A 13,832-nucleotide genomic window follows, 5' to 3' on the forward strand; every position below is an offset into this window, starting at 1 on the left:
AGATAGGACGAGCTTGACGTAGAGGAGCCGGATACATGGCCGACGTATTAGAGGTGGGGGACAAGGCCCCCGATTTTTCCTTGCCGGACCAGGACGGCAGCACCGTGACGCTGAAGAGCCTCAAGGGCAAGCAGGTGGTGCTCTATTTTTATCCCAAGGACGATACCTCGGGCTGCACGAAAGAGGCCTGCGACTTCCGGGATTCCCTCGCGCCGATTAAAAAGGCCGGGGCGGTGGTGTTGGGCGTCAGTAAGGATGGAAAAGCCTCGCACCAGAAGTTTATCGCAAAATACGAATTGCCCTTTGCGCTCTTGAGTGACGAAGAGGTCACGGTCTGCACTGCGTATGGCGTCTACAAAGAGAAGAGCATGTATGGCCGGAAGTATATGGGGATCGAGCGGAGCACCTTTGTGATCGACGCCACGGGGCGGATCAAGGCCTTGTTTCGGAAGGTGAAGGTGCCCGGTCATGTCGATGAAGTGCTGGCGGCGTTGAAGGCCTAGGGCGGCGATCCACCATCCAGGTGGACTTCGTGCCGGGTAGACTTCGTGGTTGAACGACATGGATCCGCTGGAAAAAACTTCCCATGCCTGCCGTGCTGCCGCGCTCTCCCTCGTGCCCGGACTCGGACATCTCTACATTGGGGAAAAGCGAGGCGGCCCTCTGCTCCTGGCCGGGGTGTTGCTGATCGTCCTGTGGCTGGCGGCCTTCTCGTTTCTCCTCGTGCCATTGATCGGGCTGGTGCTGTTTTGTATGGGGGATACCTATCTTACCGTCAGCCGTGACCGCGGGCTTCTCACCTAATCACACCGGTTGGTCTCCGAAAGGGAAATGGGGTCGTACGATGGCAGCGTCGTTTCGTCGCAAGTTGTGGCTTTTCCGGCTGATCTTCCTGCTCGGCTGGGTGCTGGTGAGTACCGCCGAGGCGGCGGAGAAGACTCCGGGCGTCCTCACCGTCGGCGATGCGTTGACGCTGCCGAATCAATCGGTCCGTATCGAGGCTCAACTCGCCGGGAAGGCTCCAGGGGGAAGTTTCTCGTGGGGAGGCGTGAGCGTGCACCTGTCTATCGACGGCAAGTCGGTGGCGACGGCGAAAACCAATGACAGCGGTCAGGTGTCCTTCGAGTATCTGCCCAAGATGCGTGGGAACTATGTCGTCACGGTCTCGGTGGATGATGCCGCGTCGGTTGCCGCGGAGAAGACCGACGCGACGCTGTGCGTGTGGGAGCGTCGTCGTCCGATCATCCTCGTGGAAATGGCTGCCCTCGTTCAACCGGTTGCTGCGACTCCAACGGAAACCGGCACGGAGGCATCTGCGCAGCCGGTTCCCGACGCGGCCGAAGAATTAGCGCGGTTGACGCAGTATTACTACAACGTCGTCTATGTGTGGGGCAGCGGGCAGCCGCCGGCGGAGACGGTTGCGATCGGGAATGCGCGCCGATGGTTGACGTCTCACAGGTTTCCACCCGGCTTCGTAGCAGTGCCGTCAGCAGATGGCGTGAACGGCACGGTGGAGCGTTTCAAACAGGGCGGCTGGGCGACCATGAAAACCGGCATCGTGCGTACACGGGCGGTTGCCGAGACCTTGCTGCAGCATCGGTTCGAGGTGGTGGTCGTGCCAGAATTGCCCAAAGGCGAGATGCCACGAAAAGCCAAAGCGGCGAAAGAGTGGAAGGATGTCAGGAAAAGGTTGTGAGCGGCGTCGGAGAACGTGAGCCGCGCGCGAACGTCGCAGGGCGGCGGGGATGCCGGCGGCCTGCCATCCTCGGCGAGAAGATCGTGCAAGCAGGCATGGGTCGGGGACGATTCACTCGCGGGACGAATCATGGTATGTTCAGCCCCGTATTGGGCGTTATTTCATTGAAGGAGCAGGAGCCGGTATGTTGTTAGAAGGGAAAAAGGGGCTGATCATCGGTGTGGCCAATAAGCATAGTATCGCCTGGGCGATTGCGCAGGCCGCGGCGCGGGAAGGCGCGCAGATGCTGTTCAGTTATCAGAATGAACGGTTGCGCGAAAACGTCGAGGAGTTAGTGCAGACCCTGCCCGGCGCGTCGGCTTGTGTCTGTGATGTCGGAGACGACAGCCAGATTGCGGCGATGATGAAGCAGGCCGCCGAAAAACTCGGACGGCTGGACTTTCTGGTGCATTCCCTGGCCTTTGCTCCGCGGGAAGAGCTCACCGGCGAATTTGTGAATACCACTCGCCAGGGATTTGCGACGGCCCTGGATGTCAGCGCCTATTCTCTCGTGGCCGTCACGCGGGCGGCGATGCCGCTGATGACGGACGGCGGATCGGTCGTGACCCTGACCTATCTTGGCAGCGAACGGGTGGTGCCGCACTACAACGTCATGGGGGTGGCCAAGGCGGCGCTTGAAGCAACGGTCCGGTATCTGGCTCACGATCTAGGGCCCAAGAACATTCGGGTGAACGCCGTCTCCGCCGGTCCGATCAAAACGCTGGCGGCGCGTGGCGTGTCCGGGATCAGCAAGATGGTCGATCACCATCGCGCGTTTGCTCCGCTGCGGCGGGCGACAGAGCAGGGCGAAGTGGGCGATACGGCGTTGTTCCTGGTGAGTTCGTTGGGCCGCGGCATCACCGGAGAGGTGATCTACGTCGATGGGGGATACCACATTCTTGGGTCGTTGGCCTCAGTCGACTAGGAAGCCAGGGGTTCTGCTCACACGGTCAGTGTCGCGCGCGTTGCCCGATCGGGCTGACGTCATGATGTGGCACCGCTGGGCCATTCTAGTCTTGTTCTCCTTTCTGGTTCTCGTCATCACTATTTTCACGAGTGGTTCTGTCATCCCGTCCTTCTCTGCGGAACTCTCCGATCGGGAGGAGGACGGGCTGCGGGGCGCCGTCCTGTCCGTCGAAACCACAGAAAGCCTGCTGGTGCAAACCGATCGGTACGACCTGCGCGGGCGTCTGATTGAGCGCATTCAGGGAGGCCAAGAGACCTCTCAGGGGTTGTGGCCGTTGCGATTTGTCTACACCTACGACCAGGCGGGCAGGCGGATCGCGGAGGTGGTGCAGGATGCGCGGGGCGAGGTCGTGAAAGAAACCCGTTCGGTCTACAATGATCGCGGGAATTGCTCCGCCGAGCTGGCGGTCTGGGGCGACGGTACGTTTGAGAATGCCTCCTTGTATGAATACGATGAGGCGCATCGACGCACGAGGGGCCTTCATTACAATGGCGTGCAGGTGATCAATCGAAACCTCTACACCTTCGACGGTACGGGACGACTGGTGCGTGAACGGTTGGAGCGCAATTATCGGTATGACGCCGCCGGGAACCGGATGGTGATGACCGATCGTTTTGATGCCGGCTACGAGGTCGCCATCCTCTATGACGAGCAGGGGCATGTTCGTGAAAAAATCGTCTCCGACCTGAAGGGGCGACGGCAGGGCCGTTCGGAGTTTCAATACGACGAACAGGGCAATCAAAACGAAGAGCGTATCTTCACGGTCGACGGACGACTCACGGATCGAAAAGTCTATCGCTACGAATACGATACCGTCGGGAACTGGATCAAGGAAGCGCTTCAGTGGTGGGAGGTGACTCATGGCCGCGAAACCCTGAAGCAGGCCCACGTGCGAGTGCGCAGCATCACCTACCACTAATTCCTTTGACAAGTATCTGTGCCAGGCGGGTTGGGCTCCGTACTCGAGTGAGTCGTCGCCGACGGCCGTACCCATGTTCGTAGCCGATGGCTGGTGTTTCGGCTCCTGCTTTCAGCCCCTATCGGTGGTTCTGCGCCGGTGATGCGCATCCGATCCAATCGTCCGACCATTCGAATGCCAGGTGCCTGGTCGAATTCCTACCTGTTTACTTTTTCGGCCCCTCTGCGTCTAACCCACAGACTTTCAATATAGGGGGAGAGCCGATGCCACAATCAAAAACCATGTCGCTGTTGTTGGCCCTGGTCCTGGGATTGTCAGGCTGTACGACGACGTTGATTCACGACGAGATGAAGCGGCCTGTGGCGACTGAGCGACACTGCGCAGGCAGCGAATGGGCGGATAACTCGTCGATCGCGATCCTGCCGGTTCCGGTGGTGGCCTTTTTTGTGCCGCATTTTGATCTCAACAAGGTCAGCAGCGAGCCCTACCTCGGCCGGTGCGGTGACAGCACCCGGGTGGTCAATCGAGAGGTTTCGGTCAGCCGAGCGGCCTGTATTCCGGCGGGTCTCACTCGGATTGTGACCCTAGGTGTCTGGCAATGGTGCCCGTCGCGCATTTCGTGGGCGGCGGACCTCTTGCCCGAGGGGCCGAAGCCTACTGGGGCGATGCACGAGGCGTCTGCAGGGGGGCACACGTTGTAAGCGCGTTTTTCCGCGAGGTATGAAGAGGCGGCCACATCAGTGCCCAGGAGTAAATTATGACCAGCGCAACACAGATGGTTCGGGTAGCGATAGTGGTAGGGATGGCTGCGGGTGGAACAGCTCAGGCGTCGGTGATGGAGGCGGGACAGACCCGAGCGGGGAGCGAGATAGTCGACACGACCTTGCGTTCGCGGTTGGCATCGGAGCGGCAGGGGCCGGTCCTTGAAGACCGGCATTTCCGGGATCGTTCGCTGCGGGGCGATGATGGATACGACGATCGGCATAGCGGCGACCGCCAGGAGACTGGTTCGTCGAATCGCGGCCCAGGGTCGTTCAACAGCGGATCGAGGGCCGGCGGCCATCATGGCCGGCGGGGGGGAGATGATCCAAGGGTGACGCAGATCGGAGATGTGAGGCAGGAAGATCGCCGAGAGGATCGTCGGCTCGACCGACGTGACAATCGTCAGGAAGACGAGCGGTTGGATCGTCGAGAGGATCGTTGGGCCAATAGCGGTGGCGAGCTTCGGGGGCTTGATCGGGCCGACCACGTGGCCGATGACCATGGCCGGCGAGGGCGTGACAATGCCCGTGCGGTTCAATCGGACCATGGGAATCGTATGGAGCGATTCGAGCCGCCGGACCATTCCAGCCGTCCGGAACGCCCGGAACGGTCGAGACGGAACTAGCGCCCGTTCTCTGAGCAGACCGGTCATCTCGTCAACGGACCGAGTGTGGGGTGGTGCGGGCGCGTCGGTCGCATCGCATGACGCATGGTCCGTATTGGTCGACTGCTTGAACGAATGAGAGGGGATCGGGTAGGTTGCGGCACTCGTACCCCTGCGAGGATACGTAATTCGACAGAGGCCGGCGTATGCCGTCGGCAGAAAGTGGAGGCCTCGGGATGGGTTGGTGGCGCAGTCGAGTGGTGGGGGTCGCTCTGTGCCTCCTGGGACCCGCGACGATCGGATTCGCGGCAGAGAAGACAGATCCGGGGCCTCCGCCGCCCGATCGGAACTGGCAGATCGGATTCACGCCGAGTTATTCCAGCGGCAATTTCGGCACCAGCTCGACCAGCAGTTTTTTTTATGCGCCCTTGTCCATGCGCCGGCTCTTTAGGGATGGCGATATCACGGTCATTGTGCCGTTCGTCATGTCGAACTCCGATGGTCGGACGACGATCGTCGGTGGATCGGCCACGCGGGTGGATGACGGGTCAACAAGCGGGTCGAGCGGAAGTGGCTCCGATGACGACGGCGGATGCAGTGGCAAAGGGCAATCGGGATCAGGGAAGGACCGGGGCTGCGGTTTGACCACTCGGGTGCCGGGCCAGAAGGTGACGACGGTCGGCCTGGGCGACATCATCTTGAAAGGCCGCTATTATGTGGTGGAGGAGAGGGATGCCGTCCCGCTCATCGCGCTGACGGCCCGGATTAAGCTGCCGACCGCCAATGCGCAACTCGGGCTGGGAACCGGCGCGTTGGACTACGGGCTCGGCGTCGAAATGTCCAAGATGTTCGGGGAGAACTGGATCGGATTTCTGGATGCCGGATACAACATCATCGGCGAGGCCGACGGCCTCCCATTCCAAAATCAGCATTGGTACGATGTGGGCGCGGGATACTTCGTGACCAGGGATCTTCTGGCTAGCGTGTATTTCGAGGAGTATCGCGCCATTGTGCCGGGGTTTGTAAATGCGCGCGACGTTTTCTTTGCGATGAACTACACGGTGTCTTCCGCTTGGCGATTGAACAGCGGTGTGACTGTCGGTGTCTCCAATGGAGCTCCGGACTATGCATTTTCCGTCGGCGCCAGTTACCGCTTTTGAGCGGAGTTGGTGTCTGTGTACGAATGTGCTCGGCAGCTCGTCGGCGTGGGTCACACGACTCAGGGGTGGCGGCCGAGTTGGCATGAAACGGTGGATATGCCGGTTGAGCCACAGGCGGGAGGCGATGAGGCGAAGCTCATCGCTCGCAGTCAGCAGCAGGATCATGAGGCCTTCGGCCAACTGGTCGACCGATATGCCGGGGTGATCGTCAATCTGGCCTCTCGGATGGTGGGGAATCGCGCCGATGCGGAGGATCTGGCTCAAGATGCGTTCCTGGCGGCGTTCAAGGCCCTGCCGACGTTTCGCGCCGATTCGAAGTTTTCGACCTGGCTGTATCGAATTGCCGCGAACAAGTGTAAGGATTGGCTGCGGGCCAAACACCCGGCGTCCGTGGACCTGGATGATCACGAGGCCGTCGTGGCTCAGGTGGTCGAGACGCATACGCCGGAACGGCTGCTGTCTCAGCAGCAGGTCGCGCAACAGTTGGACGGAGCCATCCAGCGCCTTCCTCCGCTTTATCGAGAGGCGTTTGTGTTGAAGCATGTCGAAGGACTGAGTTACGAGGACATGCAGGCGTTGCTCGGCGTGAATGCCGATACCTTAAAAATGCGTGTCTATAAAGGGCGCGTCCAGTTGAGCCGTGAGTTGTCGGAGTGGAATGACCTTCGGTCGTCGCTGTCGAGGTAATGCATGGATGCCCAGGATCTCTTGATTCAGCGGTTTCTCGATCAGGACCTGACGCCGGAGGAGCGCGTGCAGTTCCTGCAGCAGGTGGATGCCGATCCGGGATTACGTCGCGAGTGGCTGAACTTAGAGGTGGTGGTTGCGGAGGCCGGACGCCTCCCACGGATCGCCCCGTCGCCGCACTTTAGGGCGCGTGTGTTGGCGGCCCTTGAGCCAGACTCGAAGAGTATCCTCGACCGATTCGTGGGGTGGCTGACCGCTCCTCGGACGTTGCAATGGAATCTGGGCGGCGCGATGGCCGTGGCCTCCGTGGCGATCCTGGCCGTAGCGGGGTTGTTGCGACTGGTACCCGCGCAGATCGTGGAGGTGCCGCTCAGTCGCCCGCCGGCTCAGATGGTGTCGCTTGAGCAGGCACCGGCTCCGACTACGTATGTACGGCTGGTGTTGGTGCAGCCCGACGCCAAATCCGTCTCGGTCGCCGGGGATTTCAACGGCTGGAACCCGAGTCACACGCGTATGGAACGGTCGGACGCCGGAGTCTGGACGACGACGATTCGATTGAAGCCGGGACGGTATCAGTACATGTTCGTGATCGATGGAAAGCAATGGTTGGCCGACCCGTTGGCAACCGAAGATACGGGGGACGGGTTTGGATCACAGAACGCGGTGTTGGAGGTCGGCACGACACTCTAGGAAGCCGTCTCCGAGGGTTGCATCACTCCTGATGCTTCGGTACTCTTCGCACGATGCGAAGCGTGATGCGAATCCTGGCGAGTGTGGTGGGCATGAGTTGGCTGGTCGCCTGTGCGGTCAGGCAGGTGCCGGAGGCTCCCACACCCGTGTCGGGCGGCGTGCGGTTTTCGGTGTCGGTGCCGGCGGCGAAGTCGGTCGCGGTCGTGGGCTCGTTCAACGGTTGGTCGACGACGGCGCACGTCATGACTCGAGTGGGGTCGAACGGATCTTGGTCGGCGGTCGTGCCTCTCGAGGGTGGCGAACATGTGTTTATGTATGTCGTCGATGGTGAGACATGGGTGGTGCCGCCGATGGCGGCGGATTTTGTGACGGACGGGTTTGGGAATACCAACGGTGTGGTGATAGTCCCATAGGGATGGTCTGATGCGAATCCCGATCAAGGGCGTTATTCTGGCGGCAGTGTGTCTGAGCGCAGTCGATCCGGTTTGGGCGGAGTCGATCTCTTTGCAGGACCGTGATGAAATCGCGCGACTGCGGTCGGCGCGTGGGTTCGCAGTCGAAGCGGTCAGCCCGTTGCTCGAACAGGTCGACAGTGCGGGAGCGCGAGGCCTTCCCACCGAGCCGCTAGCGAATAAAGTGAAGGAAGGCCTGGCAAAAGGGGTCGACCCTAAGCGCATCGATCCGGTCTTGCGGCAAATGGTCGGGCATTTTGAGTCGGCGCAGGAGGTGCTGCGAGAGGCCGGCACACGCGGTGTGGCCGAAGGGAATCGCCGGGCTGCCGTCGAGACCCTGGCGGAAGCCTTCTCTCGCGGCGCCACAGCCGAAGAAGTGCGGGAACTCACGCGTTTGTCGCAGGATGGGAAGCAGCAGGTGACGCAAGAGACCCTGGCGGCGGGAGCCAAAGGTCTGGCCGTGATGAAGGAGGGAAAGATCGCTTCCAAGGAGGGCGCCGCGTTAGTCGGCGAAGGCATGCGTCAAGGGTACAAACCGTCGGAGCTGCTGGATCTGAGCCGTGAGGTCAAGCGGCGCGGAGGGGAGTTTCGAGAAGGTCGAGTCAACATGCAGTCTCTGCGGGAGCAGGTGCGTCGTGGCGAACGGGGAGATCGACTGTTTCGAGGCGAGCATGGTGATGCCGGCGGAAGGGAGCGTGGTGACCGCGGAGGAAATGCCGATCATGGTGAGCGTGTGAGAGAGGATCGAGGGGGCGGAGGCGGAGACCGCGGCGGCCGTTCTGAGCGGAGTAGCGGCGGCCACGGCGGACGGGATCACTAGCCCGGACTCTTCATGAAGAAGCCCGACTCCGGTGCCCGATCCGCCCGTCCGGCGAGGCGGTTCTCGCTCGGCCTCCTCAACGGACTGCCAGTGCATCTGCGTTGACCTGAGGTGCGAAAAGCCTTGGCGGGCTTCCGTCTCGAAGGCCTCGCGCCGGTATTCATGCATCATCCGGACGATACGACATAAGGAATGGGTTGCGCCAAGGGCTGCTCCAAACGGAGTGGCCCTTCTTGTTTTCGGCACTGTGGGTGTTGTTCAGCCGGCGAGCATACCCACTCGCCTGGGAGGGTCCGGTCGAGTGAGTTGGCCGTGAGTGTGAGTGGGCATAAGGAAACGGCGTCAGGGTATAGGCCCTGACGCCGTGTATCTGCGAGGAGAGCTTTAGCGGAAGCGGCCTCCGCGATCGGCGCGGCGGTCTTCTTGACGAACATGCTGCCGGTCCAGTTGATGATCCGCCCGGCGATCCTGTTGTCGATCCATTTGCCGATCCTGTTGCCGATCTGACCGGCGATCCTGCTGTCGGTCTTCACGGCGATCATTCTGCCGGTCTTGCTGCCGGTCGGCGCGACGATCTTCCTGCCGAATGTCGAGTTGTGCGAGTGCGATCGACGGGATCACCGCCGGCGCCGTGACGGCTACAATCAGGCTGGCGATCAGTCCGACTTTCAATAGAGTGTGATGTATCATGGTTCCTCCTTCTGTGAGAGAGTGTCGCGATGGGTGAGCTGCGTGGTTGTTTTTGAAGGGTGGCCTGTCGGCTCTCTCCTCCGATGGCGCGCTCCAATCAACCTGTCATGAAGTCAGACGGCAATCCGGGGAAAAGGTAAACGCCGCATACGTACCTCATCGGAAGGGAGGGGGTGTGTGTCACAGCTGCGTCAAGATAGGGTGGGTTGACGTCTGTGGCCGTATGTTGTTCGCGCGCCTGTGCGGGTATCGCGTCTACTCAGAACGAGAGGTCCGGTGATGGCATCGCAGGGACGCATCGTTCCAACGCGATAGCCGGGAGCTGCCGGGCTGATTGATTCCTTCCTTCGGCAAAACCTATAGAATCTGCCAGTGAACGTCGGATGGTTGGTGTGCAAAATGGCATATGTGTGATTGGAAGACCTGACGCTAATTGTGCTAATTGTGGGAAGTAAGGGGGAATGCAGTGAACGGTTACTCAGCCTGCAGAGCATGGTTCGTCCCGGCGATGGTGTTATTGCTGCTTCCCACCTGGGGCTGTGTCGCGGCTGGCGACCCGGAGTTAACCGGGGTCTACCAAACATGGGACAGCGTCATTGAGCGGTGGATTGGAAAGTCCAAGCCGGATCTGATTCTGGAGCTTGGCCCGCCTCAGTTTAATAAAGAAGCCGGTGACGGGGCGGAAGAACTGGTCTGGGATATGACGGTACCCAGTATGTCGGGGTTGGCGGAAACGTACAACACACTGCCGCTTTACGGGGGCGTAGATTGCCGCCTGCTGTTCCTCGCCGATGTGGACGGGATTATTCGATCCGGGAAGCGCGAAGGCTGCAACTAAACGGGATGTGCGCATCAGATCCCATGACTGTTCACCAGCTCTCAGAGAGGTACACGATTCAACACGTGAGAGACGACGTCGGCTGACGCGGCCTGTAATGGTCTCCCGATGGACGCCCGGGACCGAGTGTCGGTGCGGGTCGTCAGGCTGCTTCACCGATACATCTTAATCTGGAACGCACAATCACACGTGTTTGTCGGTGCAGGTTGGGACCGGTAATGGGAGAGCACTCATGGGAGATAATAACGAATCGTCGTCATGACCATATGGTTTTCCCCCCACGGCTGAACACCTTGTAAATCCGACCACACGCTGCGGTGTGTGTAGGAATAGGACAGTCCAAGTGCGACGCTCCCCACATCGGAGGTGATCACCCGATACCAGAGCCCCGGCTGAACCTGGGTGATGGTCGCATTGGCCGCCTGGCACGGCAGAGGGCCTGGATTTTCTATGGCACAGCCACTGAGGTCGGCCAAGGGAGACCCGTAGCCAATCGGTGTTCCCGCATACGAAGTTCTCGCATACTGTTCGATCCCGTAATACGCATAGAGATCCCATTCCTTGGTCGGATGCCATTCGAGTCCTCCCATGAAATGAAACGCCGCAATGGGAACAACCTTGCCTGACGGGCTTGCGACCAGATCGGCGCCGATCGTGGAGGCATAGCGTCCAATCCCTTGCCCCACAAGACCTTCAGCGATGAGATTCACCGTCGATGTCAACGGAAGCACCGCTGCGAGTCCGACTCCGCCTCCGACCGCCACATGGTTATGCGCATTTAATCGATCCCGAAAAAATCTCATCAGCCCTTTCAATTCCCAATGCCCATAGCCGGGTTCCCACACGAGCTTCCCGATAATATCCGGCGCAAGATCGGTCGAAACCCCATTAGCGCCGGATGTGGTACTCGTGGTGAAGAAGTTAGATGGGCTCTGGGCATTGGGCGAGGTGTTGAACCCCTGCACTCCACTCGGCTGGATGACTCCGCTCACACTGGTTTCAGGGTTTTCAATCGCCACTGCCATTTGAAGGGTGGGCCCGAGGGTTTTCGTAACACGCAGTTGCCATTGCCGCGCCCAGTTGAATCCGACCACGCCCTGGAGATCAGTACTCAGCGGAATAAACTCGTTTCGTGCTTTGAGCCCGATACGATGGGTGGTGAGCAACGACCAGCCTTGACCGATTAAGAACGAGGTGCCATTGGAAAGCTCGATCGTGCTCCACAGTTGTCGTAATCGAGCATTCCAACTATTGGTCTCCAGCTCGTTCCCGGAGGTGGAGCTGCCGAGAAAGTCGACTTCGACATAGCCGGTAATGGCGGTGTTCCGATAGTGTCCTTCCCCCAACAGGTTCAGCCGTGAGCCACGAGCCGTACCTCGAAATTCCTGCAGATGACTGTTGGCCGACCCCTGCAGTGGAATGTTGCCGAACGTACTTTGCACGTCGGCATTCTCGTTGGCAGAACGGATCACCGCGGTGGCATCGAAAAACCCGCCAGGCGAAAAAGAGACACCTTTGTACTGAAACTTCTGGAATCCTCGCCCCGCAATCAGTTCCTCGGTCGCAGCCACGGGCGCAACCGCTGATGGCTCGATATCCGCCGATGGCTCGGTATCCGTGGCCCCAGGAGTGTTCGGCACGGCGGAGCTCTCCGCCCATGCGTCTTCATGCAGGAGCACGAGCGCCACGCACGCGAGGAGTCCCCAACCGCATCGATGATGCGTCATGGCCCTTCCATCATCGTCGGGAATCGATCCTATTCTTGGCCGCTAGGTTGGCGGCGGCGTCTGTCTCGCTGTGCGTCGCGAAGCGCCCGTCGCAGAAGCCCCGTCACCATCTTCACCACCAACGCAATCGGTCGTACGGTCGTCCAGTGTTCAATGGGGTCGATTGCACCTGCGGTCATCGCCCCACCTCCTCAGTCCTCTTGGGACCCGGTCTTAGAAGGTGGTCTCAATTCCAAGCAGCGCAGGGCGCAACGAGGCTGTCTCAGGAGGCATCTGTTGTCCACATGCCTTGCGATGAGCAAGGTCTTATGAGTTCGGTTCAAGCAACATCCTTGCCCGCAACGATTTCCGTTCGACCCATGTCGGTACATGGCACAACCCTCCTGCGAACTATGCAGCGGCTGGACTGCTGGCCTCTCTAGAGAGGACCCACCTACGTATTCCTCACCGCGCTGCCACACCCTCACTGAAGCGGAATAGCAATGAGCGCACTGTGCGTAATCGCTCATCTTTTCTCTCGCCGGGCGACGATCGCACACTGCCGTGTGCTGAACGCGCACGGTCGACTTGCGCGTTCCAGAGATCCCGTGATGGTCTCGCTGAATTGGCCAGAGCATGCAGGCCCCTCTCAGCAGCTGAAACCATGCTCACAAGGAATAGACCAACCTCCGCGACGAAAGCGGTCATCCAGAAACTGATTCCTGCCGAGGCCTTCTTGGGAATATCTGCCGAGGAATATCTAATCGATATTTCACTGACGGGCGGATCAGTCTTGTAGTCAAACAAAGTGATGAGTAGACTTCGCCCTATGGCCCGTTCACCTTGCAGTGAAATGCTCAGTGTACTGGGTTGCGGAACCAGCGCCAGGCATCCCTTGCTGCTGGATCCACAGGCCTTTGCCTATGATGCGGTGGGGAGCAGAACGACCGGCGGGTGAGTCGTGAACCCAATCAACTCACCGCGGATGCGAACTTTGCGTATCAATATGACGACAATGGCAATCTGACGAGAAAGACGCTGCTGACGACGGGGAACTCTACTCGGTTACGTACGATGCGTAGGGGAATACTCTCGACTCACCCGGTGCGATGAGCAGTCGTATACGTATGCGAGACGGGAGTTGGATCAAGAGACAGGACTGTATTACTACCGGGCGAGGTATTATGACGCGGTGACGGGGAGGTTTGTGCAAAAGGATCCAATTGGTTCCTTATGTTGGGGATGTAAATCTATATGCTTATACAGATGGAGACCCAATTAATGGCATTGATCCATTAGGGTTGTTCAATCCGGTCAAAGGAGCGAGTGTACTTCTCAACGCTAGGATTGCAGGGATTTCAGCAGCCTCTGGCGTTGCCAAGATTTTGGTCACTGCTGGCATTTTACCAGCGGGAACTACTGGAGTTGGTGCACGCTCCGCCTAGAGCGCCCTATCTTTGGGGAACATGGAACATAAAATCTGCGAGAGCAGTAGCGGACAGAGCGCTTCAGCAGTGGCAAGAGTCAATTTGTGCAGATTGCTCACAAGCAACCTGGAAAAATCTCTATCACGCACGTCCTGGCGGTACCAATTGTGCCGGCCCAGATGGCCAATGGGCCGTGGGACTATATTAAGAGCCAAGGTTGATGGAGATTCTTCTCAGAGCGGGGATACTTTAAGTCTTCTCGACCACCGACGGGTAACAAATGATGGATGTTATTGTGATCCTTGTGGAGGTAGTAGCGGCGCTTGCCATTTTGCTTTATGCCACCTGGCTCGTAGTTTCTAGAATTCAACGAGG

17 protein-coding genes are annotated in these 13,832 nt (G+C 59.5%); 14 read left to right on the top strand and 3 right to left on the bottom strand.

Features of this window, described 5'->3' with window-relative positions:
- Positions 1-35: 35 nt before the first annotated feature.
- The 12 genes from bcp (at position 36) to V9G17_16625 (ending at position 8,796) form a co-directional block, all read left to right on the top strand.
- The gene (bcp, locus tag V9G17_16570) at positions 36-503 is read left to right on the top strand and encodes a thioredoxin-dependent thiol peroxidase (protein ID MEI2754210.1); all 468 of its coding nucleotides are present in this window, start codon (positions 36-38) and stop codon (positions 501-503) included.
- Between the two features lie 58 nt (positions 504-561).
- On the top strand, positions 562-804 hold the full coding sequence (locus V9G17_16575; GenBank protein ID MEI2754211.1) for a hypothetical protein: 243 nt from the start codon (positions 562-564) through the stop codon (positions 802-804).
- A 40-nt stretch (positions 805-844) separates the two neighbouring features.
- Positions 845-1,696, top strand: a complete 852-nt coding sequence (locus V9G17_16580) for a hypothetical protein (GenBank protein MEI2754212.1) — start codon at positions 845-847, stop codon at positions 1,694-1,696.
- 184 nt (positions 1,697-1,880) lie between these two features.
- Entirely contained in the window at positions 1,881-2,660 is a 780-nt protein-coding gene (locus tag V9G17_16585) for an enoyl-ACP reductase (GenBank protein ID MEI2754213.1), read from the top strand.
- A 61-nt stretch (positions 2,661-2,721) separates the two neighbouring features.
- A complete protein-coding gene (locus tag V9G17_16590; protein ID MEI2754214.1) occupies positions 2,722-3,621 on the top strand; it encodes a hypothetical protein in 900 nt (299 codons plus the stop codon).
- 263 nt (positions 3,622-3,884) lie between these two features.
- Entirely contained in the window at positions 3,885-4,322 is a 438-nt protein-coding gene (locus V9G17_16595; protein ID MEI2754215.1) for a hypothetical protein, read from the top strand.
- A gap of 56 nt (positions 4,323-4,378) precedes the next feature.
- Positions 4,379-5,008 (top strand): hypothetical protein, encoded by a 630-nt coding sequence (locus V9G17_16600; GenBank protein ID MEI2754216.1) that lies wholly within the window; start codon positions 4,379-4,381, stop codon positions 5,006-5,008.
- Positions 5,009-5,193: 185 nt separating this feature from the next.
- Complete coding sequence (locus tag V9G17_16605) at positions 5,194-6,147, top strand: transporter (GenBank protein MEI2754217.1); 954 nt, start codon at positions 5,194-5,196, stop codon at positions 6,145-6,147.
- Positions 6,148-6,162: 15 nt separating this feature from the next.
- The gene (locus V9G17_16610) at positions 6,163-6,834 is read left to right on the top strand and encodes a sigma-70 family RNA polymerase sigma factor (GenBank protein ID MEI2754218.1); all 672 of its coding nucleotides are present in this window, start codon (positions 6,163-6,165) and stop codon (positions 6,832-6,834) included.
- A gap of 3 nt (positions 6,835-6,837) precedes the next feature.
- Complete coding sequence (locus V9G17_16615) at positions 6,838-7,524, top strand: isoamylase early set domain-containing protein (protein ID MEI2754219.1); 687 nt, start codon at positions 6,838-6,840, stop codon at positions 7,522-7,524.
- A gap of 65 nt (positions 7,525-7,589) precedes the next feature.
- Positions 7,590-7,937, top strand: coding sequence for an isoamylase early set domain-containing protein (locus V9G17_16620; GenBank protein ID MEI2754220.1), 348 nt, complete (start codon positions 7,590-7,592; stop codon positions 7,935-7,937).
- Positions 7,938-7,947: 10 nt separating this feature from the next.
- Entirely contained in the window at positions 7,948-8,796 is an 849-nt protein-coding gene (locus V9G17_16625; protein MEI2754221.1) for a hypothetical protein, read from the top strand.
- A gap of 384 nt (positions 8,797-9,180) precedes the next feature.
- Here the strand turns inward: V9G17_16625 and V9G17_16630 are convergent, their stop codons facing one another.
- Positions 9,181-9,486 (bottom strand): hypothetical protein, encoded by a 306-nt coding sequence (locus V9G17_16630; protein ID MEI2754222.1) that lies wholly within the window; start codon positions 9,484-9,486, stop codon positions 9,181-9,183.
- A 508-nt stretch (positions 9,487-9,994) separates the two neighbouring features.
- Here V9G17_16630 and V9G17_16635 point away from each other — a divergent pair.
- Positions 9,995-10,324 carry a hypothetical protein gene (locus V9G17_16635; protein MEI2754223.1) on the top strand — a complete coding sequence of 110 codons (330 nt, stop codon included), beginning with the start codon at positions 9,995-9,997 and terminating at the stop codon, positions 10,322-10,324.
- Positions 10,325-10,554: 230 nt separating this feature from the next.
- Here V9G17_16635 and V9G17_16640 read toward each other — a convergent pair whose 3' ends face one another.
- Positions 10,555-12,051: a hypothetical protein gene (locus V9G17_16640; GenBank protein ID MEI2754224.1), complete on the bottom strand. Its 1,497-nt coding sequence runs from the start codon at positions 12,049-12,051 to the stop codon at positions 10,555-10,557.
- A 29-nt stretch (positions 12,052-12,080) separates the two neighbouring features.
- Positions 12,081-12,230, bottom strand: a complete 150-nt coding sequence (locus V9G17_16645) for a hypothetical protein (protein ID MEI2754225.1) — start codon at positions 12,228-12,230, stop codon at positions 12,081-12,083.
- 629 nt (positions 12,231-12,859) lie between these two features.
- Between V9G17_16645 and V9G17_16650 the strand changes: the two genes are divergently transcribed.
- Positions 12,860-12,988 (top strand): hypothetical protein, encoded by a 129-nt coding sequence (locus tag V9G17_16650; protein MEI2754226.1) that lies wholly within the window; start codon positions 12,860-12,862, stop codon positions 12,986-12,988.
- Positions 12,989-13,832 lie beyond the last annotated feature (844 nt).

Source organism: Nitrospira sp. (genome assembly GCA_037045225.1).
Taxonomy (GTDB): Bacteria; Nitrospirota; Nitrospiria; order Nitrospirales; family Nitrospiraceae; genus Nitrospira_A.